18 protein-coding genes and 1 tRNA gene are annotated in these 21,701 nt (G+C 66.2%); 13 read left to right on the forward strand and 6 right to left on the reverse strand.

Annotated features, from left to right (window positions below):
* Positions 1-29 precede the first annotated feature (29 nt).
* Genes EV643_RS19450 through EV643_RS19460 form a run of 3 tightly spaced genes read left to right on the forward strand, consistent with a single transcriptional unit; the run spans position 30 to position 3,047 of the window.
* Positions 30-1,571, forward strand: a complete 1,542-nt coding sequence (locus EV643_RS19450; protein WP_133801523.1) for a GMC oxidoreductase — start codon at positions 30-32, stop codon at positions 1,569-1,571.
* The gene (locus EV643_RS19455; protein ID WP_133801524.1) at positions 1,561-1,962 is read left to right on the forward strand and encodes a C-glycoside deglycosidase beta subunit domain-containing protein; all 402 of its coding nucleotides are present in this window, start codon (positions 1,561-1,563) and stop codon (positions 1,960-1,962) included. The genes EV643_RS19450 and EV643_RS19455 overlap by 11 nt, the downstream gene beginning before the upstream one ends.
* Positions 1,959-3,047, forward strand: coding sequence for a sugar phosphate isomerase/epimerase family protein (locus tag EV643_RS19460; protein ID WP_133801525.1), 1,089 nt, complete (start codon positions 1,959-1,961; stop codon positions 3,045-3,047). The genes EV643_RS19455 and EV643_RS19460 overlap by 4 nt, the downstream gene beginning before the upstream one ends.
* A 65-nt stretch (positions 3,048-3,112) precedes the next feature.
* Here the strand turns inward: EV643_RS19460 and EV643_RS19465 are convergent, their stop codons facing one another.
* Together EV643_RS19465 and EV643_RS19470 are read right to left on the reverse strand one after the other, a co-directional pair.
* A complete protein-coding gene (locus tag EV643_RS19465) occupies positions 3,113-4,246 on the reverse strand; it encodes a Gfo/Idh/MocA family oxidoreductase (RefSeq protein ID WP_370452318.1) in 1,134 nt (377 codons plus the stop codon).
* Positions 4,150-5,142, reverse strand: coding sequence for an apurinic/apyrimidinic endonuclease family protein (locus EV643_RS19470; RefSeq protein WP_133801527.1), 993 nt, complete (start codon positions 5,140-5,142; stop codon positions 4,150-4,152). Before EV643_RS19470 ends, EV643_RS19465 begins: the two co-directional genes overlap by 97 nt.
* Before the next feature lie 93 nt (positions 5,143-5,235).
* Between EV643_RS19470 and EV643_RS19475 the strand changes: the two genes are divergently transcribed.
* Both EV643_RS19475 and EV643_RS19480 read left to right on the forward strand, forming a co-directional pair.
* On the forward strand, positions 5,236-5,643 hold the full coding sequence (locus EV643_RS19475; protein ID WP_133801528.1) for a C-glycoside deglycosidase beta subunit domain-containing protein: 408 nt from the start codon (positions 5,236-5,238) through the stop codon (positions 5,641-5,643).
* Positions 5,640-6,893, forward strand: coding sequence for an alpha-hydroxy acid oxidase (locus tag EV643_RS19480; RefSeq protein ID WP_133801529.1), 1,254 nt, complete (start codon positions 5,640-5,642; stop codon positions 6,891-6,893). Before EV643_RS19475 ends, EV643_RS19480 begins: the two co-directional genes overlap by 4 nt.
* A gap of 139 nt (positions 6,894-7,032) precedes the next feature.
* Here the strand turns inward: EV643_RS19480 and EV643_RS19485 are convergent, their stop codons facing one another.
* Complete coding sequence (locus tag EV643_RS19485; RefSeq protein WP_133801530.1) at positions 7,033-7,752, reverse strand: TetR/AcrR family transcriptional regulator; 720 nt, start codon at positions 7,750-7,752, stop codon at positions 7,033-7,035.
* A 140-nt stretch (positions 7,753-7,892) separates the two neighbouring features.
* Between EV643_RS19485 and EV643_RS19490 the strand changes: the two genes are divergently transcribed.
* Complete coding sequence (locus EV643_RS19490; RefSeq protein WP_255513024.1) at positions 7,893-8,585, forward strand: SDR family NAD(P)-dependent oxidoreductase; 693 nt, start codon at positions 7,893-7,895, stop codon at positions 8,583-8,585.
* On the opposite strand, the gene EV643_RS46940 is transcribed toward EV643_RS19490, so the two are convergent.
* A complete protein-coding gene (locus EV643_RS46940) occupies positions 8,555-8,938 on the reverse strand; it encodes a helix-turn-helix domain-containing protein (RefSeq protein ID WP_202869638.1) in 384 nt (127 codons plus the stop codon). The two genes, EV643_RS19490 and EV643_RS46940, sit on opposite strands and share 31 nt — an antisense overlap.
* A gap of 884 nt (positions 8,939-9,822) precedes the next feature.
* Here EV643_RS46940 and EV643_RS19500 point away from each other — a divergent pair.
* The 7 genes from EV643_RS19500 to EV643_RS19535 all read left to right on the forward strand — a co-directional run bounded on the left by EV643_RS19500 (position 9,823) and on the right by EV643_RS19535 (position 19,727).
* A complete protein-coding gene (locus EV643_RS19500; RefSeq protein ID WP_166665501.1) occupies positions 9,823-11,148 on the forward strand; it encodes an ABC transporter substrate-binding protein in 1,326 nt (441 codons plus the stop codon).
* Positions 11,145-12,080: a carbohydrate ABC transporter permease gene (locus tag EV643_RS19505; RefSeq protein WP_133801532.1), complete on the forward strand. Its 936-nt coding sequence runs from the start codon at positions 11,145-11,147 to the stop codon at positions 12,078-12,080. Before EV643_RS19500 ends, EV643_RS19505 begins: the two co-directional genes overlap by 4 nt.
* Positions 12,081-12,085: 5 nt before the next feature.
* Positions 12,086-12,910, forward strand: a complete 825-nt coding sequence (locus EV643_RS19510; protein ID WP_166665502.1) for a carbohydrate ABC transporter permease — start codon at positions 12,086-12,088, stop codon at positions 12,908-12,910.
* Positions 12,911-12,941: 31 nt separating this feature from the next.
* Positions 12,942-14,009 carry a LacI family DNA-binding transcriptional regulator gene (locus tag EV643_RS19515; RefSeq protein WP_166665503.1) on the forward strand — a complete coding sequence of 356 codons (1,068 nt, stop codon included), beginning with the start codon at positions 12,942-12,944 and terminating at the stop codon, positions 14,007-14,009.
* Positions 14,010-14,091: 82 nt separating this feature from the next.
* Entirely contained in the window at positions 14,092-16,728 is a 2,637-nt protein-coding gene (locus tag EV643_RS19520) for a family 78 glycoside hydrolase catalytic domain (protein WP_133801535.1), read from the forward strand.
* 2 nt (positions 16,729-16,730) lie between these two features.
* Positions 16,731-18,299: a DUF5597 domain-containing protein gene (locus tag EV643_RS19525; protein WP_133801536.1), complete on the forward strand. Its 1,569-nt coding sequence runs from the start codon at positions 16,731-16,733 to the stop codon at positions 18,297-18,299.
* 621 nt (positions 18,300-18,920) lie between these two features.
* A complete protein-coding gene (locus EV643_RS19535; RefSeq protein WP_166665504.1) occupies positions 18,921-19,727 on the forward strand; it encodes an IPT/TIG domain-containing protein in 807 nt (268 codons plus the stop codon).
* A gap of 191 nt (positions 19,728-19,918) precedes the next feature.
* Here the strand turns inward: EV643_RS19535 and EV643_RS19540 are convergent, their stop codons facing one another.
* Both EV643_RS19540 and EV643_RS19545 read right to left on the reverse strand, forming a co-directional pair.
* A complete protein-coding gene (locus EV643_RS19540) occupies positions 19,919-21,346 on the reverse strand; it encodes a helix-turn-helix domain-containing protein (RefSeq protein ID WP_133801538.1) in 1,428 nt (475 codons plus the stop codon).
* A gap of 244 nt (positions 21,347-21,590) precedes the next feature.
* A tRNA-Lys gene (locus EV643_RS19545) sits at positions 21,591-21,663 on the reverse strand.
* Between the last annotated feature and the right edge of the window lie 38 nt (positions 21,664-21,701).

Here is a 21,701-nt window from a genome sequence, read left to right on the forward strand (position 1 = left end):
TGCCGGAACAACGAGAGAGGTGCTCTGCGGTGGCTGGACGCAGCTATGACATCGTCATTGTCGGGAGTGGACCCGTGGGATCCGCCGTCGCCAGGACGGTGGCCGATGAGGCACCGGACCTGGACGTCCTCTTGGTGGAGGCTGGACCGGCTCTGTCGGACCCACCGGGCCGGCACGTGAGGACGCTGCCGAACGTGGAGGACATCGCCCGCGCGCAGATGCTTGCTCAGGCAGGCCGCGTCAGCCAGCCCCCTCAGGAAGGTCGGATCGCGGCCCGGCCCGGCACGTACCTCATCGGCGACGGAGTGGTCGACTCCGACGACACCGGTATGCCCGCTGCGGCGATGTCGACCAATGTCGGCGGTATGGGTGCGCATTGGACGGGCTCGTGTCCGGTTCCTGGTGAGGGAGAACGCATCCCGTGGATCCCGAGATACGAGTTCGACACGGTCTGGGCCGATGCGTGCGGCCTTCTTCGCGTCACACAGAGCGCGTTCGACGGCTGGCCGCTGGGAGCGGAGGTCCGATCCGCATTGTCGGCCGTCTTCGACGAGGGGCGTGCCCCTGATCGCCGCGTGCAGCCGATGCCGCTGGCGATCGAAATCGGCCGAAGTTGTGAACGGTACTGGACCGGGATCGATGTGATCCTGGGCGACGTCATCGAGCGAGGCGCAGTCGAGTTGCGGGCCGAGACGCTTGTGACCCGCATCACCCTCGAGAACGACGAGGTTACCGGGGTGATGATCCGCGATCGCCGCGGTGAGGAGGAGTACATCCCGGCGCGGGCTGTCTTCGTCGCGGCTGACTCTTTCCGGACTCCACGTCTCCTACACGTCTCCGGTGTCCGCCCGCCGGCCCTCGGGCGCTACCTGAACGATCACCTCCAAGTCATGGCACTGGCCCGGCTCGACGATCGGTTGATCCCGGCCGCGGCACGCACACGCCACTCGCGCACCGCCGGAACACTCGAGCTCTTCTCCGGCGTCAACTGGATTCCCTACGACCGCGAACGATTCCCGTTCCACGGCCAGATCATGCAGATGGACGCGTCCCCGGTTCCGATCGACGGCCTCGACGAGCCCTGGCCCGGATCCATCGTGGGCATCGGCTTGTTCGGCTGCAAAGACATCGCAGCCGAAGACCGGGTCGCGTTCGACGACGCAGCTCCTGACGAGACAGGCCTGCCCGGGCTGACCATTCGCTACCGACTGACCGACACCGACCGCGCGACGATCGACGCGATGAAGAAGGCCGCCGCCGACATCGCGGTGGCTCTGGGCGGGCCGGTCGGCGGCGAGGAGCCGACGGTCCTTCCCAACGGGAACTCGCTGCACTACATGGGCACGGTGCGGATGGGCCTGGTCAACGACGGTACGTCGGTGTCCGACAGACTCGGCCGGGTCTGGGACGTGAACGGACTGTTTGTCGGAGGCAACGGTGTCATCCCGACCCCCACGGCCTGCAATCCCACCGCGATGAGCGTCGCGCTTGCCATCCGCTCCGCCCGCCGGGCCATTGAGGACCTGCGCGGTGCCACACCCTGCACAAAGGAGGAGTCAGTTGCTACCTGATCAGATCATCGAGCCGGACACGCTCCGCACCGATGACGGCCGCGTGAGCGTATCCATCCGGATTCCCTGGTACCGGGCGCTCCCGTTGTCGTCGGTATCGCAGGTCGGCCTCGACATCGACGGCCACCAGGTGCCCAACGAATCCATCGTGTGGCGGACCGCGCACGGTGAACGCTACGCACTCGACGAGCTCCCACCGCGCCACGACAAGTGGTGGTTCGTCCTGGACTCCGCAGTCCTCGAAGGGGATCTGCCGCCACTTGCCGAGGCTGACGAGCATGAGGTGCACGTCGTGATCGGCCTCTACATCCCGTATGTCCCCGCAGCCGACGGAGCCCCGCTCGTACTGGAGCAAGACCGCAAGACCATGAAGCTGGAGGCTGCAGCATGACGGCCACAACCGCGGCACTGGGAACACCGATCCAAGGCGTGACCCTGTACTCCCTGACACGATTCTGGCACTCGCGCCAGATGACCTTTCCCGAGCTCGTCCGCGAAGTGGCGCGGCGAGAACTGGGGCCGGGGCTGGAGATCGTCGGGTTCCAGTCCATTCGTGACTTCCCACGAGTGGATGAGAACTTCGTTCGCGAGTTCCGTGACCTGCTGGACGAGACGGGCCTGGTTCCCACTGCGCTCGGCGCCAACGCGGACGCCGGACTGCGGCGAGACCGGATGCTGACCGACGACGAACTCGTCGAGTACATGAAGCCGCAGATCGACGTCGCGCGCAGGCTGGGATTCCCCATCGTCCGCGTGCAGTACTCGGTGACCCCGGACGACATGGAACGTCTGCTTCCGGTCGCCGAGGCGGCCAGCGTCACCTTGGGCATGGAGATCCACGCCCATCACAGCCCGAGGCACCCCACGATGCAGGCCCTGTTGGAACGCTACGAGAAGCTCGGATCCCCACACCTGGGATTCATTCCCGATTGGGGATCCACCATGAGCCAGGTGCCGAGATCCCTGCTGGAGAAGTACCGCAGGCGCGAGATCGCACCGGAGCTGATTGCCGAGGTCGACAAGTACTGGAACTCCAAGCACGGAGCCGGCGGCTTGACCGACGAGGAGCAGCAACGGCAGCTCGAAGAGTTCGCGGACCTCGCTCGCTCGTACGGCGCCGACGACATCGCGTTCGAACTGGCAATCAACGCCACGAGCCTGTTCGGCCACGGCGAGGTGAGCGAGTGGCTGGACATCCTCCCGTGGGCCGTGCACACGCACGGCAAGTTCTACGAGATCGACAGCGCGGGGGAGGACCCGTCTGTTCCCGCACGAGAACTCCTCGATCTCTACGTCAAGAACGGATACTCACGCACGATCTCCACCGAATGGGAGGGATTCCACTGGAACGACTGGGAGAACGCCTTCGACATCATCGCCAAGCAGCAAGCCCTCCTTCGCGACGCAACCGAGCAGAGCGGCTCCCGAATGATCGTTGACGCCGCGGAAGCGCGAGCGGTGCGCGGCTGGCGCTGAGTACACGCGGGCGAGAGCGGGTCCCACGTCATCCAGACCCGGTCCCGGGCGGATCACCCAACGTCTCAGTCGACGTGGACGATGCTGCGTTCGTCGGCGGACTGCTGGCTCGCTTCGAGGATCCGAAGGATCTGGATGGCGTCCTCCGCAAGGACGGGCGGAGGTTCCGCGCACTGGATGTGCTGCCGGAGAAGGCGGTAGAACTCGACCCAGTCGCCGGGGACGATCGGCTCGGAGCGTGTCCTGGTGCCCGTAAGCGCGGCTGCTGGTCTTGACGGATCCGTTCCCCATCCAATGGATCCGGGTCGGATGCCCGCGACAAGTTGCTCCTGTTGTGGATCCATTCCGTCGACTTGGCATGATCCGAGTCGCCCTTGCGCGAGAAATCGGGGGACAGGGGCGGATTGGACGGCCGACATGTGTGCGTGGCTGGTCACGCCAGATCGGTGCCGGAGGGCCAGAAAGCAGTCGTCGTTGGGCCCTCTCGCGACCCGGGCGGCGCGAACTTCGGCGTACACGCTGTCGACTGGACCAAGGAGATTGACCAACTGGTCGACGAGGTGGCTGCCGAGGTCGGCGAGCCTGCCGTCCAGGCCTGGTCGGCTGCGCTCGCGCCAGGAGTTGCCGACGGCAGCTGTCCAGCGGGCGATGCATGACGTCACCCGGATGAGGTCGCCGAGCGAGCCGTCTCCGATGAGGCCCTTCATGGTCAGGAAGTCGCCGTCCCATCGCCGATTCTGGAACGGGACGAGTACAGATCCTGCGGACCTCGCCGCCTCTGTCATCCGTACGGCTGCGGCCGACGACGTCGCCACAGGTTTGTCAACCACAACGGCACGCGGCTTGAGTGCGAGGGCGCTGTGGAGCATGTCCTCGTGCGCCTCGTCGGGTACGGCAACAACAACGATGTCCGGACTGCTGCCGTCGACTGTTTCCAGCGACTCCATCAGTGGAAGCCCTGCCTCCCGGACTCTGGCTTCTGCGGCGGCAGAGGTCGCCACAACGCCACTGACCTCGAAGCCCGCGGCTACCAAAAGGGGAAGGTGCATCATGCGGCCCGCGTTGCCAAAGCCGATCAGCACGGCATGTAAGGGCGGCTCTGTCACCGGGCCACGACCTGCTCGACGAGAGACCGGTGCCCTCGGGTCATGGTGACGGCGTCGAAGTCCGGCCCGTCGAGCCACTCGTGGCCGCCCCACTCGCTCGTGATCGGGCCGGTGAAATCAGCCCGTGCGAGCTCGTACGTGAGCTCCCGCAACGGAGTCGACACTATGCCGTCGGGGTCGTAGAGGTCCCAGAACTTGAGGTGGACAATGTCGGTGACGGACAGGAAGTCGCGCCAATCCCCGACGCGCGAGTTGCCGAACCGGGCGAACGGCATCATCAACCGCAGCCGCGCATCGGCGGACAGTTCGGCGCCGTCGGTCACCGCGAGCACGTGGTCGCGGACGGCGGAGCCGCGGTCGGACGGCCATTCCTCGGCGATCAGCCGCACCGCCTCGCCAGGAATCCCGAGTCGGTGCAGTTCCTCCAGATACGTGACCGGTACGCCGTACATGCAGGCGGACAGATCGAACACGAATCCGAACAGGCCCGGGTACTTCTGCGCGAATTCGACACGGCTCTGGACATCGTGCGAGTCGGCTCGGAGGCCGCCTTGTGCCTCCTGATTCAGCGAGATCCCCGACCGGTCGAGACAGGGGCGCAGGCGGTCGAGGACCTCGAGATCCACCCCCCACATCACCTTCACGGCCGGAAACCCGAGTCGGGCGGCGGATTCGATCTGACGCTCGAGGTACGAAACACGCTCGCCGACAGTCGCCCGATGCCGCGGATCGACGTAGAGATCGTCGTAGATGCCGAGCTGCGTGAGCTGAAGGTCGAGGTGCTCCACCTCGTTGCGGAAACGCTCGACTTCCTCGTCGGCCACAGTGGGGAACGTGGCGAAGTGCTGGAAGCCGTCGATCTCGAACCTGCCCGCGAGGCCGGCAGAGCTAGCACCGCGCAGCAACTCCTGCGGACTGTGCTCGCCGCGCGCGATCTCGGTGGTGAACGAGAACATGGTTACCGCCCACTGACGGTCGACAGACGGCATCGGCTCGCTCCATTTCCAACCCGGCAGAACTCCGCTACGATCCACATATGTTGATAGTGTACAAAAGTTCGCCGTGGTGATGTAGTGCCTTTCATGTCAGGGTTCGTGCGTGCGGGCGGACTTCGGGTGGTCGACGACGGGCTCGACTTCGAGGCTCGCCTGCCCTGGATGCGGAGCCTTCCTTGGCGGTGCATCGACCAGATCTCGGTGACGCTGGACGGGCAGGAACTGCCGGACAGTTGCCTGCGGCTCCGCGTCGACGGCCGTCTGGTGCGGATCGAAGAGTGCTCGAGCCTGGACGGTTACTGGATGATCGGCCGTGCCGTCACCGTGCAAGTTCGCCGGCGTCGGATGCGGGAGGGGGCGCTGCTGCGTGTCACGGTCAGGTTCGTCATCCCCTATGTGGAAGGTGACGACGGCCCGACCGAGTTGCTCGCGGCAACCACCCTGCGGTTACCGGTCGCGCGAGCCGGAGATCACACCGACGTGGAGGTCGGATGAGGCGCCGTCTGCCGCGTCCACATGAGCTGGCTCCGTTGATTCGGTTCAAGCAGCCCGTACTGCGCTCACGGGACCGCACGCTGGCCGACTCCCTCACCATCGAGGACCTCGCACGGGCTGCGAAACGCCGTACTCCACGGATGCCGTTCGAGTACGCCGATGGCGGCGCGGACGATGAGATCTCGCTCCTCAGGGCACGGCTGGCCTTCCGGGACGTCGTGTTCCACCCATCTGTCCTGCGTGACGTGTCCAAGCTCAGCACTGTCAGGAATGTCCTCGGCAGTCCCGCGGCACTGCCGTTCGGGATTGCGCCGATCGGGTTCACGCGGCTGCTGCACACGGCCGGCGAACTCGCCGGTGTTTCGGTCGCCGCAGAAGCAGGCATCCCGTTCGCGTTGTCCACCATGGGAACCGCCTCGGTCGAGGACGTCGCACGGACAGCGCAGCAGACTGCGCCGGGAGCGCGAACCTGGTTCCAGCTGTACATCTGGAAGGATCGCGACCGCTCCGCCGAAGTGATCCGGCGCGCGGCCGCCGCGGGAATGGAAGCGCTCATCGTGACAGTGGATGTCCCGGTCGGCGGTCGCCGGCTGCGCGATGTCCGGAACGGTATGACGGTGCCGCCGACGCTGACGCCGCGAGCAGTGCTCGAGACCATCCCGCATCCCGCGTGGTGGTTCGACTTCCTGACCACCGAGCCGCTCGCCTTCGCCGCCCTCGACCGCTCGTCCGGAAGCATTCGCGAACTGTTCGAGAGCATGTTCGATGCGTCCGTGACGATCGACGACCTCGGCTGGATCCGGCAGCAGTGGAGCGGCCCTGTGGTTGTCAAGGGCATCCAATCCGTTGAGGACGCGCTGCGCGTCGCCGCCACCGGGGTGGACGCGATCGTGCTGTCGAACCACGGTGGGCGTCAGCTTGATCGGGCCCCGACACCGCTGGATCTGCTGCCGGACGTTGCTGAAGCGCTACGGGCAAGGCAATCCACTACGGAGGTCTGGCTGGACAGCGGCATCAGGTCTGGTTCGGACATTGTCGCTGCGCTGGCCATGGGCGCCCGTTTCACCCTCATCGGCCGCGCGTACCTCTACGGGCTGATGGCAGGCGGGCGACTCGGGGCCGCCCGGTCGATCGAGATCCTCCGAACCGAGATCGAACGGACGATGCAGCTACTCGGCGTCGCCGACCTCGACGAACTCGAGCCCAAACACGCATCCCGCCTCGCGGACCGCCGTCCGGACTCCAGTTGAGGAGGCAGGTGCTGCGGCATACGACTACTCGATCACCCTGAGGACTCCGCGTCGAGAGAGCCAGACTTCGGAGGTGATGTCGGGGGCGTTCAGTAGGCCGAGAGCTCATCAGCTCAACCGAAGAGTCCCCTTCGGGCAGTCACTCTTGCGTGATCTGACTGCGCTCGATGAGGTCGAGTACGGCGTCCCTGGCTTCCTGGAGGATTGCGACGGTGTCTGCTGCGGCTGCGGAGATGGCCGGCGCGGCCGGGGCGACGGGCGGCGCGAACAACTGAGCGATGGTGTCGGAGAGGACTTCGGCAGGGGCGTCGACGCCGAGTGGCGCGGCACTGGCGGGGTTCGACACCGCGACGTCGAATCCAGTGAGCACGGCGTGCAGGACATAGGCCTGGGTAGCCAACGAGCGGTCGTGGCGGACCAGCCCGTGGTGGCTCAGCACCGGCAAGACTGTGTTGCACAGGGCGCTCGGTCGGGTCCGGTCGAACAGATCCCGGTTCTCAGGCTCCGACAACAGTCGCATCAGATCGGCGTCGCCGCTCTTCAGACGGGACTTGAGCGGAAGGTTCAGTCCCGTGCTGATCAACAGCGGGGCCAACCGGTGTGGCAGCACCAGGGTGTGGTCGGCCGTGATAGGCGCGATGAGTTCGTCCAGGAACGTCAGCAGCTCGCGTGCGAACAGTCCGACGATGAGGTCTTCTTTGGCGGCCCAGTACAGGTAGACGGTGCCTTTTGCGACGCCGGCCGCTCGGGCGATCTCGTTCACGGTGACTTTGCGTACGCCGTGCTCGAGCATCAGCTCGCGCGCGCTGTCGAGGATGCGCGCGGCTTTACGTGATCGCTGCTCGATCAGCTGTGTCACGTGAGTTGCCTTCCCTGGTTCGTCATAGCAGTGCTGACGTGTTGTGTCTCCTGCATGGTAGCGGACGAACTGACCGAAGCGGTCTGGTTGGTTCTATCTGTGCTAGATTCAGAGGCGTGGATGAGGCGTTGAGCGTTGTCGTGACGGGTGGTAATCGGGGCATAGGGCGGGCTGTGGCAGCGGAAACTGTTCGGCGTGGTCATCGGGTCACGATCCTGGCGCGCCGCCCGGACGAAGGTGCCGCTGCCGCAAAGGACACGGGGGCCGATCTTGTTGTAGGTGACCTCTCGTCCGTCCGATCGGTGCGACAGGCTGTGGAGAAGATTGCTGCGGCGATCCGTCGGATCGACGTACTCGTCCACAACGCGGCGGTCTGGCCGAGTCGCCGCATCATCAACGAGGACGGGTTCGAGCAGGCGTTCTTCGTCAATCACCTCGCGCCGTTCCTGATGAATCATCTGCTGGAGGAGCGCCTGGGGCGGGTCGTCCAGGTCAGTGCCGGGCTCTACGTCAGCGGGAAGGTCGACCCGGATCGGACGCCTACGGGCGAGGACTTCCACTCGATGAGAACCTACGCGGACACCAAGTTGGCCAACTTGTTGATGGTCGCGCTGTTCGCCGAGCGGTGGAGGGCTTCCGGGGTGACGATCGATGCGGTGCATCCTGGCGTCCTGCGGACCGGACTTGGCGATCCTGGTGGGGTTCGCGGGCTGGCCTTGAAGACAGTCAAGCGGTTGTGGAAACCGGCCGAGGAGGCAGCGCCGCCGGTGGTCGACCTCCTGGTGTCCGAGGGGACAGGCCGCTACTTCAACCGGTCGAAGGAGGCCCGCTGAGGCCTGTAGCCCGCGACGCGGCGCTCGCTCGCAGACTCTGGAACGACGCGACGAACGCACTCGACGTGGCCTGACGCAGCGACCCCGACCGGTGAACGTGACCAGGCGAGCGCTCGGCGTCGCAGGAGGAGCCAGAGTTCGGCGCTGGTGTCGGGATCGTCGACGTCGTCCTCGAGTCGTTCTTCGCATTTGGTGATTCGGTGCCGGAGGGTGTTCCAGTGCACGCCGAGGGAGCGCGCCGCGGCCGCCCACTGCCCGTGGCGCCGGAGATAACCGACGAGCGATTCGAGTTGACGGGCGCCGAGGCGGTCCAACACTGTAGCGAGCCGCTCCGCGTTGCCGGCCGCCGTCATGGAGCGGCTGGCCCTACCCTGGCTGCATCAACAGTCGCACCGGGCTCTGGTTGCCAACGACGGGCGGGTGCTCGTTTCCCTGGATCCTGATCGACCGCCGGGGTGCTCTCTCCCGGACTTCGCTGGGCTGAGTGAGTTCGTTCCGATCGACGCGGACGGACCCGTAGGCCAGTTCCCCGTGCTGCACTGGGCCTAGAGACATCAGGTCAAGGGGATCGTCGATGAGGTCGAGCACGACGTGCAGGACATAAGCCCGGGACGCCAAGGAGCGGTCGTGGCGGATCAGCCCGCTGTGGCGCAGTATCGGCAAGACTGTGTTGCACAGGGCGCCGGTCTGATCCGGTCGAACAGATCTCGGTTCCGGCCTCCGACAACCGCCGCAGCAGATCGGCGTCGTGGAGTTCGTGGAGCGGTCAAAGGCGCAGGAGGCTCTGACCGTCGCGACCACCGGGATGGCCGATTCGCCGATCGGCGTCTCGCGGACATCGCGCTCGACACCGGCACGCCGAACGGCGCCACCTGGACCGAGTTCTTCGCCGGCCGCGCTAGCGACGTACTCACCGCAGGCCTCTTGTTCGTCCTTGTAGCTCAACGCGTCCCGGACCCGCTGAGCCGCTCGAGCGAGCTGGTCAAGCCCGTCGTGCAGCCAGTCACCTGAAGCGAGCAATCGCGATGGGCCGCGCGGCGCGGCCGTAACGTCCGGATCCGGTCAGGGTGGGCTGTTGACAGGTCTTGCTACCGATAACAAGATGTTACCGATAACAGCGCTGCTTTCCGGGCGACTCGCCCTTCGCGGATGCAGCGTTTCGCAGGGCTTCCTGTGCGGTTCGGGGGATCGCGGTCGGGCTCTGTATCGATGCCGTTCGGCGAGGAAGGAATCGCACATGCCCATACCAGGCGGAGGAAATCGACTGACGCGCCGTCGACTGCTCGGGCTGGCCGCAGTCTCTGCTGGAGCTGCGTTGTCCGGCCCGGTCCTTGCCGCTTGTGGCAAGGACTCGGCGAAGGGTGGCGGATCAACCACGCTGACGTTCCTGAACCAGTCCCGGGGACAGGTCAAAGCGCTCGAGAAGCTGGTCGAGACGTACGAGAAGCAGACCGGCGTACGGGTGACGATCGACAGTCCCGGACCGACGAATTTCCCGGCGAAGTTGCAGTCGAAGTCGCAGTCGGGCGATATGCCGGACGTCTACTCGACGCTCACGCTGCCCGAGATGATCCCGTACTACAAGGCCGGCTGGGCGATGAACCTGGAGCCGAAGCTGACCGGTGAGTGGAAAGGCAACTTCTCGCCGATCGCGCTGGACCTGACCACTGTGAGGGCCGGTTCGGTCAGCGGCCTGGACGCCGGTATCTATTCGGCGCACTGGGAGATCCAGACCATGGGGCTCCTGCTGAACACCAAGACGTTCGAGTCGGCCGGGATCGATCCGAAGGTTCCGCCGGCCACGACGGACGCGTGGATCGAGCAGCTGAAGAAAGTCTCCGGCAAGACCGGCAACGGTGCGTTCCTGATGGCTGCGTCCCTGGCGGACCGGTTCCTGCTGACTCATGCCTCCAACTGGATGACCGACGCCGAGATCGACGCGACGCTCGCAGGAAAGGCGAGTTGGAAATCGGACGGCTGGCGTAAAGGTCTGCAACTGCTGGCGGAGCTGAGGGACGCCGGAGTCATCGTCAACAAGACCCTGCCCGGCGGCAACGACGACAACCCGACGGTGGAGAAGGGCTTCTTCAACGTCCAGGACACGCCGGCGATCTTCGACGCGTCGGTCGCGATCGGGGTCGCGCGGGCCACCGCGCCGGACTTCACGGAGTACACCTCGATGGGGATTCCGAAGGCGGCCGACGGCACGCAGAAACCGCGGGTGTACGGCGGTGTCGGCAAGGGGGCGTGCATCAACCCGAAGGGAACGAACGTCGATGCCGCGGTGAAGTTCGTGCAGTGGTTGACCGAGCCCGAGCAGGCGAAGGTGTTCGCCGACATGGTCGGGTTGATCCCGGCGAACCCGAAGGTCACCTCAGCCGACCTGCCCCCGCAGGTCGCCGGTTTCGCGTCGCTCGCCAACGCGATCGAGGTTGTTCCGTCACCGTTCAGCCCCGACGCCCGGACGGCGTTGATCAGCGGCGTGCAGAGCCTCGTGCTGAAGGAGAAGACCGTCGACCAGGTGCTCGACGACATGGAGACGGCGCAGAAGAGGACCAAGTGACGGTACGTCCGCTCGAACGGGTCGCTCTGCGTGTGCAACCGGCCTCCCGGCGCCGCAGCCCGCTGGCGCGGCGCAGGGAACTCATGGCCTACGTGTTCCTCCTACCGGCGGCTGTGCTGCTGGCGGTATTTACGCTCGTCCCGTTCGTCCAGGCGGTCGTGCTGAGCTTCCAGGAATGGGACGGGGTCAGCGCGGTCACGTCCTTCGTTGGCCTGTCCAACTACCGGTTCGTGATGCACGACAGCGTTTTCTGGTCGTCGATGCGGAACGTTCTGGTCTTCGGCGTGGCCGGTTTCGTCCTCGGCAACGCGTTGTCGTTGGGGATGGCAGTCGCGGTCAACCGGGTACGTCGCGGGAAGGCGTTCTTCCGGACCGCGTTCTACCTGCCAGGTGTCTTCTCCGTGGTGGTCATCGGGATGATGTTCTCCTGGCTGCTTGCTCCGAACGCAGGCATTCTGAACCGCCTGCTCGGCGGCGTTGGGTTGTCCGGACTCCAGCACAACTGGCTCGAGGATCCCGGTACGGCGCTGCCGGCGGTGGCGGCGGTCTTCCTCTGGTATCACTGGGGATTCGGCTTCATTCTGTACCTGGCCGGCCTTCAGGACGTGCCCGTGGAGCTGTACGAGGCGGCCGATCTGGACGGCGCGAGCGGCTGGGCGAAGTTCCGGTACGTGACGTGGCCGGACCTGCTGCCGGTGACGGCGATCGTGTCGTTGCTGACACTGCTCGGAGCGTTGCAGGTCTTCGGCACTGTGCAGGTCCTCACCAACGGCGGACCGGGTGACCACACGATGGTGCCGACGCTGCGCATCTATCAGGAGGCGTTCACGAACCAGCGCTTCGGATCGGCGGCAGCGATGTCGGTGATCTTCGGCGGCGCGCTGGTCCTGCTCGCGATGCTGCACCTGTGGTTGTCCCGGCGGCGGAGGTGATGGTGATGTTGAAGGGTCTGGCCGGCCGTGGCGGTCTGTACGGGCTACTGGTGCTGGCTGCGGTCGGGGCACTGTTCCCGATGGTCTGGTTGCTGATCGGTTCGCTGCAGACGAGCAGTGAGCTGTACCGCGGCAAAGATCTGCTGCCGGCGAAGCCGCAATGGTCGAATTACGTTACTGCGTGGACCGACGGCGACCTCGGCACGTATCTGCCGAACAGCGTGATCTACACGGTTTCGGCGGTCATCGGGATCCTGGTCGTGTCCAGTATGGCGGGCTACGCGTTGGCCCGGATCGAGTTCCGGGGCAAGGCCGCGGTGACGTTCGCGCTGCTGGCGGTGATGATCATTCCGGCGCCGGCGTCGTTTATCGCGCAGTACAAACTGATGGTGATGCTGGGACTGACCAACAGCCGGCTCGGCTATGTGCTGATCCTGGTGTCGGCAGGCATCCCGATCTCAGCGCTCATCATGCGCGGGTTCTTCGCGAATCTGCCGAAGGACTTGGAGGAAGCCGCCGCGATCGACGGCAGTTCGGCGCTGAACACGTTCGCCCGGGTGATTCTCCCGCTGGCGCGGCCGGGGTTGATCGCTGTCGCCGTGATCCAAGGTCTCGCGGTGTGGAACGAGTACCTGCTGGCGTTGGTCCTGTTCGACGACGACCGGCTGATGCCGGTGCAGCGCGGGCTGATGAACTTCGTGTCCGCGGAGACACCGGTGCAGAACATTCTGCTGGCCGCCACCGCGATCTCCGTCCTGCCTGTGGTGGTGTTCTATGTCTTCGCTCAGCGGCAGGTTGTGCAGGGGATCAGCAGCGGAGCGGTCAAGTAGGCTGCGTGATTCGAAGGGAGGTGTACAAGCGATGACCGAGAAACCTGTGCCCGTGGTGCGGGCCACTCTCACCGACGTCGCCCGCGCCGCCGGGGTCTCCCGGCAGACGGCGTCACGCGTCGCTCGCGGGGGTGAGAACGTCAACGCGCGCACGGCGGCGCGGGTACGGCGAGCCATCAAGGCGCTCGGCTACCGGCCGGATCCGATCGCGCGGGCGTTGTCCATCGGGCGTGGGCTCAGTGTGGGATTGCTGACCCATCAGCTGACCGATCGGCAGATGGGGCTCGGGGCGATCTCGATCATGATCGGCGTCGAGCAGGCCGCGACCGAGTTGGGGCTCGGCGTCAGCGTCGCGACGTTCGCGACCTTCGATCGGGCCACTGTCCAGGACGGGATCGACCGGCTGGCCAGGGCCGGCTGCGACGGTGTGATCTTCATGGCGCCGTGGGTGTCGGCAGTGAAGACGTTGCGGGCGATCGACACCTCGCTGCCGATGGTGTCGACCAGTGACGTCCCCGACTACGACGGTCCCGCCGTGCATGCCGATGCCGCGCAGGCAGCAGGTGACGTGGTGGACCACTTGCTGTCGCTGGGGCACGAGACTGTTCACCATGTCGCGGGTCCGCTCGACTGGATTTCGAGCCAGCGTCGTCTGGTCGGTTGGGAGAGCGCTTTGCGGCGGGCCGGTGTGGCGGTGCCCGAGCCGCTGGCCGGCGACTGGACCGCCGGGTCGGGGTATACGGCCGGCAGGCAACTGGCGCAGGATCCCTCGGTCACGGCGATCTTCACCGCCAATGACGAGATGGCGTTGGGTGTCGTCTACGCGCTCAACGAGGCCGGGCGGCAGGTTCCGGAGGACGTCAGTGTCGCGGGCTTCGACGACGCGCCGGGGTCGGATTTCTTCCGGCCGCCGCTGACGACGGTGAGGGTCGACGATGCCGAGTACGGACGGGAAGCCGTCGCGCAGCTCATGCTGCAGATCAACGGCGACGCAGCGTCCCCGGCAACGATCCTGCCGCACCAGTTGATCATCCGCGCCAGTACGGCGAGCAGTCCGCGCAGGGTACGAAAAGCAGCTGGACGTCAGCGTTCGCGCTGACGTCCACAGCACTGTCAGCAAGCGACTCGGTCGACTCCGGCCGGGTCTAGGAAGCATGCCTGTTTACCTAGTGAGGACAACAGTGAGTGGAGCTCCGGACCGGCTGCGGATCGACAGCGGCGGCGACCAGTTCACCGTATCGGGCGCGGCGCCCAGACTCTCCTGGCGAATTCCGCGCGCGTTCACCGGCCAGTCGGCGTACGAGCTCGAAGCGACCGTTGACGGTACGCCGCTCGCCCGCGTGGCCCGAACCTCGAAGGAGCACCTGTTCATCGCCTGGCCGTGGGCACCGCGGCGAAGCTGCCAGCGAGTGACGTGGCGTGTCCGGGTGCGCAGCGAGCAGGGCTTGTCGGACTGGTCGGCGTCGAGCGCGTTCGAGGTCGGTCTGTTGAATGACGACTGGACCGCTCGGTGGATCTCCCCGGTCGAAGGTGTGGACGAGGGCTACGGCAACCGGCCCGCTTACGCGCTGTCGACGCGGTTCGAGGTGTCCGCCGACGTGCTGTCCGCGCGGCTGTATGCCACTGCCCTCGGCGTCTACGAGGCGTTCGTGAACGGCCACCGCGCCGGTACGGCGGAGTTGACGCCCGGCTCCACGTCGTACGACCGCACGCTCTACGCCCAGGCGATGGACGTCACGGACGCGCTGCGTCAAGGCAGCAACGAAGTCGAGGTCCTGCTGTCGGACGGCTGGTACCGCGGCAAGACCGGAGGCTTCCGGCTGCCGTCCGGTTGGGGTACGACGACCGCGGCTCGACTCGAGCTGCACCTGTGGAACCAGGACGGCACGCGGACCGTCGTCCGCAGTGGCGAACGGTGGACGAGTAGGCCGTCGAAGATCACCCGCGCCGACCTGATGGACGGCCAGTCGATGGACCTCGGATCGTCGACTGGCCCATCACAGCCGGTGCTGATCGACCAAGTGGTTGCCCCTGGCATCGACTGGTCGCCCGCGCCGCCGGTACGCCGGATCGAATCGCGACCACCGGCGTCGCTGCGGCAGATCGATGCCGGGACCTGGGTGGCGGACTTCGGCCAGAACGCCTCGGGCTGGATCTCACTCGCGGATCTCGGTCCGGCAGGGACTCGCACAGTGATCGACCATGGTGAGTTCGCGGGGCCGGACGGCGAACTGACTACGGCGCATCTCGACTCCGTTCTGCCAGGGGGTGGGCCGGTCCGGTTCGTGCAGCGCGACGAGGTCGTGTCTGCCGGCGGCGGCGAGGTGTTCGAGCCGCGGCACACCGTTCACGGGTTCCAGTACGCGCGGCTGCGGCGCGACAGTGCCGAGCTCGACCCGGCGAGTGTGACCATGCACGTGGTGCACTCGGATCTCACCCGGACCGGGACGTTCGAATGCGCCAACGCCGACATAAACCGTCTGCACGACATCGCGGTGTGGAGCTTTCGCGGTAACGCCGTGGACGTGCCCACCGACTGCCCGACCCGCGAGCGGCTCGGCTGGACCGGTGACTACCAGGTCTTCGCCCCCGCGGCGGCGCGGCTCTACGACGTTCACGGCTTCACCCGCAAGTGGCTGCGCTCGGTCCGCGACGACCAGCTGTCCGACGGAAGGATCGCGAACTTCTCCCCGGACGGGCGGCGTACCAAACTCCATCTCGAGGACCGCCTGGCGAAGTCGACCGGATCCGCCGGCTGGGGAGACGCGATCGTCGCGGTCCCGATCGAGCTGTACGAGACGTACGGCGACCGCGAAGTGCTGGCCGAGAACTGGGAAGCGATGGTGCGGTGGGTGGAATGGACGCTCGCGGCCGCCCACGAGTACCGGCATCCATCCCGGATCGAGCGGTCCGCGGAGCCGCTGCCGCATGAGGAGTTCATCTGGGACGGCACCTACCACTGGGGGGAGTGGTGCGAGCCGCGGACCGACCCGCCGCTGAGCTGGGAGGAATGGCAGCGGTCCGACAAGGGTGAGGTCGGAACCGCCTACCTGTACCGATCGAGCGCTACTCTCGCGCGGATCGCGGCGATCCTCGACCGACCAGTCGAGGCCGAGCGCCACATGCGGATCGCCGACCAGGTGCGTGCGGCCTGGCGTACGGAGTTCCTGGACGATTCCGGCCGGACGACCGGCGACAGCCAGGCAGGTTACGTGCGCGCGCTGGCGTTCGGCCTGGTGCCGGAAGAGGTGCGCGGGGCCGTCGTGCGGCGCCTGATCGAACTGATCCGGGCCGCGGGCAACCATCTCGGGACCGGCTTCCTGTCCACAGGCGAGCTGCTGCCGGTGCTCGCGGACAGTGGGTACGCCGACGTCGCGTACGACCTGCTCTTCCAGCGCACCTCGCCGTCGTGGCTGGCCATGCTGGACCGGGGTGCGACGACGATCTGGGAGGACTGGGACGGCGTCGACGACGACGGGAACCCGCACGAGTCCCTCAACCACTACAGCAAAGGCGCCGTGGTCCACTTCCTGCACACGCACGTCCTCGGCCTCCGGCAGGCCAACGGGTCCGCCGGGTGGGAGTCGTTCGTGGTTTCTCCCGTGCCGCATCCAGACATCCCGTGGGCACGAGGAACCTACGAAAGCCCTCAAGGCACGATCGAGGTCGCGTGGCACACCGCGGGCGGCACCTTGCAGCTCGAGGTCGACGTACCGCCCGGCTCCACCGCCGAGGTCATCTTCCCGCACGGCGAAACCACGACGCTGCCAGCAGGCCGTTCCACCTTGACCCGGCCCACCCGAGAGGCCTTACGTTGACCATGCCAACAGATCCTCCCGTCTTCCGGGACGGCCACCTTCTCGTCGACGGGTCGCCGTACCTGGTCGTCGGAGCAGAAGTACACAATTCGAGCTCGGGCAGTGGCGCCGCGATCGAGGCATCGTTCCGCACCGTGGCCGAGCTCGGCGCGAACACCGTCCTCGTACCTGTCACCTGGGAACTCGTCGAACCCGTCGAAGGAACCTTCGACTTCGCCCAGGTCGACGGCATCCTGTCCGCGGCGCGGTCGCACGGCCTTCGCGTGGTGCCTCTGTGGTTCGGCTCGTACAAAAACGGGATGTCGAGCTACGCGCCCGGCTGGGTCAAGGAGGACGTTGCGCGCTTCCCACGTGCCGAAGTCTCAGGGGGACCCATCGAGCATCTGTCGCCTTTCGGTGATGCTGCCGTGTCCGCGGACATGCGTGCGTTCGCCGAATTGATGGCGTACCTGGCGCGCGAGGACACGCAGCACACCGTGATCATGGTGCAGGTCGAGAACGAGGTCGGTCTGCTCGGTGGCTCCAGAGACCTCAGCCCGCTCGCGAATGACGCCTTCGCCGCGGAGGTCATACCTACCGTCGTGGCGACCGTTGCAGGCCATCCCGAGATGCCGGTCCACGATGACTGGGTTGCGCGCGGCTCGAAGACCGCGGGAACGTGGGCCGAGGTGTTCGGAGACACCGACAGCGCGGACGAGCTCTTCATGGCCTGTGCGTACGCCGGGTACGTCGAGCGCGTGGCAGCGGCCGGCCGAGCCCAGCTCGATGTCCCGCTTCTCGTGAACGCCTGGCTCGACGGGAGCTCCGCAGACCCCGGGCCGACCGACGTAGCCGGCGGACGACGGCCCGGCGTCTATCCCAGCGGAGGACCGGTCATCCGGGTCGCCCCGATCTGGAGAGAGTTGGCTCCCACCATCGACCTCTTGTGTCCGGATTTCTACTTCGGCGGCGTACGAGCCGTCTGCGAAAGCTACGCCCAGGCGTCCGCCGGACTTTTCATTCCGGAGATGCACCGTACGGCGGACGGCGTGGCGCAGATGTTCCTCGCGATCGGCGAGTTCGGCGCCGCGGGCGTTTCCCCGTTCGGCGCGGACTCGCTGTCACCGGGCACACCGGATCACGGGCGCCTGGCAGACGCAAACGCGATGCTCCGCCTGGCCCACCAGCTGCTACGTGAACAGCCAGGTGCAGTTCGGCGTGGCTTCCTCCTCGACGGGTCTGCGCCTTCGATCCAGGTGGAGTTGGGTGATTACGCTCTGAGCGCTCAGAGGTCTGGCGGCGAACCGGCGTACGGCATGGTGATCGAGCAGGCACCCGGCCAGTTCGTCATCCTCGGCCGAGGCTTCACCCTCAGCTTCTCTGCCCCAGCCGGCAAGGTCGGCATCCGCTCGGCGCAGGAGTTGCACTGGAACGGGAACCAGGTGCTGCCCGGACGCCGCTTGAACGGGGACGAGACAGCCGCCGGCACCCTCGTACGCTTCCCAGCCTACGGAGCCGAACCCGAGCCGCTACGCATCCCAAGACTCCAGGACCTGTCCGGCGCAGTCCAGCTCCACCTATACCGCTTCTGACCGCAGCGTCCCAGCGGCCTGGGGACAGCGGTGAGCCAGACTGCTGCCGGCTGTGCCGATCAGAACGAGGAAGACCAGCACACCGCCGTACCCGTAGATCAGCCCGCGGCACTCGTAGCGGTCGGCGACTCACCCGCCCCAGTGGTTGCCGACGGCCATGCCGGTACCGAACACGGCCAGGGCGATGTGGCCGCCTTGGTCGAGGGCGGTGTCGGTGGGTTTGCGGAGAGCGTGCGATTTGATCCAGGCGAGTTTGTCTGACTCTGCCGGTTGGGCGCCTTCGTCGAGCTGGGTGAGTAGTTCAGGCGAGTCGTCGAGGGTGATCTCGTAGGGCTTGAGGAGTTCTGCGACGAGTTGGTGGTCTACTTTGATGCGGCCGGTCTCGATCAGCTCGATCCTGGTCTTCGGTCAGCTAAGGAGGTCGGCGGCCTCGTTGCGCGTTATGCCGGTGTCGCGGCGGAGGGTTCGGGGGTGAGGCCGAGGTCGCGGCGGGCGGTGCTGCCGATGGGGAGAGGGCGGCGCGGAGGGCTCGGCGGGTGTTGGAAGGGTCTCGGTAGCCGCCGCGGGTGTCGGCGAAGATGGGGTCGTCGAGGCGGATGCCGGCGGTGTGGCGGGCGCGGAGTGTCGCACTGGGCGGCCGAGCGTTTGGCACCGAAGAGCCTGTCGATCACGCCTACGCCCTTCACGATCGCAAAGGGAGACACCAAGGCCGTATTGGTGTGGGGGACGTACCCCGACGGCAGCACCAGGGACGCCTCGAAACTCGTCACTCTGACCAGTGACAACCCGAGCGTCGCGACCATCGACGACTTCACTGTCAAGGCCGTGGCTGTCGGCCAGGCACACATCGCGGCGATGCTGACCGCGAATCATTCCATCGCGGTCGTTCTCACCGTCGCGGTTGGACCTGCGGTGCCGAGGAGTCTTGCGATCGCACCTGCAAGCCCGCTGCTGGTTGTCGGCAAGAACCTGCAACTCGCGGCGACCGTGACCTACACCGACGGCACGACTCTGTCCACAACATCGTGGTCTACCTGGAGTTCCGGCAACACGGCCGCGGCGACCGCTTCGGCGAAGGGCTCACTTCGCGGAGTCGCCGTGGGCATCGCCTCGATCAGCGCGACCTACAAGGATCCCAGAAGCCCGGGAATTGTGACTCGTTCGACAATCGCAACAGTCCTGTCGGGTCCACCACAGGTCACCGGATTCACACCAACGTCGGGACCCGTAGGGACACCGGTGACGATCCAAGGAGCCGATCTGCTGGGCGACATCTCGGTTGAGTTCGGTGGGGTCTCAGCGCAATTCACCCCGAACTCGAGCTCGAGCGAGACGGCCATCGTCCCCGCGGGCGCGCGTACCGGGGCCATCAGCATTACGTCATCCCTCGGCACAGCGAGGAGCAAGAACAAGTTCACAGTTCGCTAGGGTGCGCGGGCGGCGGTTGAAGCGTGCGCACCATTCCTCGGGTCTGAGAGGCTTTTCGGATCCATCTGCGGTATGACGACAGGTATGCCCAGGTAAAGCGGGGATTAGGGTGTCGAGTCGCCTCAGCTGAACCGCTCGGCCTCGGGGCTGATGGACTCCCTGGCGCGACCGTCTTGACGCGGTCGGTTGCATCACAGGAGGTCTGGGCCTTCGAAGGCTTGTTCAAGGGCTTGGGCGGCTGGGTTGGCGGCTCGGCGGCCTAGGTAGACGTCTTGGGTGATGGAGACCTTGGCTTGGCCGAGTTGGTCGGCGATTTGGCGGGCGGTGTGGCCGGCTTCGTCGAGGGCGGTGGCGGTTGTTTTGCGGAGTGCGTGCGATCGGATCCAGGCGAGCTTGTCGGAATCGGCCGGTTGGATCGCTGCCTTGACTTCAGACTGGAGGCTTGGGGAGGTCTCGAGGTTGATGCCGTAGGTCTTGACGAGGTTGGCGACGAGTTGCTGGTCGGTCTTGATGCGGCCGGTTTCGATGAGCTCGATCCTGGTTTGGGGCCAGGCGAGGGCTTCTGCGACCTGTTTGCGGGTCATGCCGGCTGTGCGGCGGAGGGTTCGGAGGGATTGGCCGAGGTCGCGGCGGGTGGTGCTGCCGATGGGGGACAGGGCGGTGCGGAGGGCGCGGCGGGTGTTGGATGGATCGCGGAAGCCGCCGTGAGCGTCAGCGAAGATCGGGTCGTCGAGGCGGATGCCGGCGGCGTGCCTGGTGCGGAGCATGGAAACGGCCCAGCGGGGCAGGCTGAGGACGCGCTTGCCAGCTCTGGACTTGGCGGCCTTGCGCAGGAGGCCTTCGCCTGCGATGCGGGCGAGGGTGTGGGTGATCTCGACGGTCCCGGCTTCGAGGTCGACCTGAGACCAGAGGACGGCGAGGGATTCGCCGATGCGGACGCCGGTGCCCAGCATGAACGTGACCAAGTCGGGGAGATCGGCCTGGATAGCTTGGCCGTCAGCGGTCAGGCTCTTGCGGAGGAGGGTGACTTCTTCGGTGGTGAGGGCTCGGGGTGGGTGCTTGGGTTTGGCTTCGATGGCGTCGACCTCGCGAACCGGGTTGACACTTATGGCGCCGTAGCGGACAGCGAGTCTCATGGCGCCGGAGATGACGGCGCGGCAGGTCTTGGCGGTGGGGGCACCGGCTTTGTTCTTGATCTTGGTGAGGGCGGTGTCGATGCGTGGGGTGGTGGCTTCGCCGATGCGGAGTTCGCCGAGGGCGGGGCGGATGTGGTTCTTCAGGGCGCGACGGTAGGTGTCCAGGGATGTGGGGGAGCGCGTGCCGTCGGCGACCAGGCCCTCGAATCTCTTCTCCCAGAGGTCGAGGAGGTGGTTGATCTTGTGCATCGCGGTCAGCTCGCCCGACTGGCTGGTCCTCGCCCGGTCCTGGAGCTTCTTCAGGAGGGCACGTTCGGCGGCGGTCTTGTTCTTGCCGAATGCGGACACAACGCGGACGTGGCCGTCGTGGTCGCGGAACTTCGTCTTGGCGCGGTAGGCGACAGGTCTGTCCTTGTCGTCGGTTCTCTCGACGCTGGTCGAGATGCTTCCCCAGCTTCCGATGGGCAGCGGTGGTCTCGACATCTCAGGCCTCCAACCGGGGCGATGGTTGGCAGCTCAACGCTGGGTGCGGCCGAGAATCCGAGAAATCGGTAGCGATGCGAACCGATGTGATGTGACGCACAGTCACAATCAACTCAGGGGCGTGAAGCTGACCTGAACAAGACGGTGGGCACTCGCTGCGAACGGAGGTTCTGGCAAAGGGGCACGTAAAGGGCCCGTGGCAGGCATGAAGAAACCCAGGGCACCTTGGTGACCTGGGCTTTTGTGCGCCGCCAGGGACTCGAACCCCGAACCCGCTGATTAAGAGTCAGCTGCTCTGCCAATTGAGCTAGCGGCGCTTGTGGTGCTTTCGAACGAAGAGGATCGTAGCAGGGTC

The sequence above is a fragment of the Kribbella caucasensis genome, assembly GCF_004361855.1.
GTDB lineage: Bacteria > Actinomycetota > Actinomycetes > Propionibacteriales > Kribbellaceae > Kribbella > Kribbella caucasensis.

Excerpts from the sequence above, each read along its gene's own strand:
- EV643_RS19515 (WP_166665503.1), top strand. The coding sequence starts at position 12,942 with ATGACCGAGAAACCTGTGCCCGTGGTGCGGGCCACTCTCACCGACGTC.
- EV643_RS19475 (WP_133801528.1), top strand. The coding sequence starts at position 5,236 with ATGTCAGGGTTCGTGCGTGCGGGCGGACTTCGGGTGGTCGACGACGGG.
- EV643_RS19480 (WP_133801529.1), top strand. The coding sequence starts at position 5,640 with ATGAGGCGCCGTCTGCCGCGTCCACATGAGCTGGCTCCGTTGATTCGG.
- EV643_RS19540 (WP_133801538.1), bottom strand. The coding sequence starts at position 21,346 with ATGTCGAGACCACCGCTGCCCATCGGAAGCTGGGGAAGCATCTCGACC.
- EV643_RS19500 (WP_166665501.1), top strand. The coding sequence starts at position 9,823 with ATGCCCATACCAGGCGGAGGAAATCGACTGACGCGCCGTCGACTGCTC.
- EV643_RS19525 (WP_133801536.1), top strand. The coding sequence starts at position 16,731 with ATGCCAACAGATCCTCCCGTCTTCCGGGACGGCCACCTTCTCGTCGAC.
- EV643_RS19470 (WP_133801527.1), bottom strand. The coding sequence starts at position 5,142 with ATGCCGTCTGTCGACCGTCAGTGGGCGGTAACCATGTTCTCGTTCACC.
- EV643_RS19460 (WP_133801525.1), top strand. The coding sequence starts at position 1,959 with ATGACGGCCACAACCGCGGCACTGGGAACACCGATCCAAGGCGTGACC.
- EV643_RS46940 (WP_202869638.1), bottom strand. The coding sequence starts at position 8,938 with ATGACGGCGGCCGGCAACGCGGAGCGGCTCGCTACAGTGTTGGACCGC.
- EV643_RS19510 (WP_166665502.1), top strand. The coding sequence starts at position 12,086 with ATGTTGAAGGGTCTGGCCGGCCGTGGCGGTCTGTACGGGCTACTGGTG.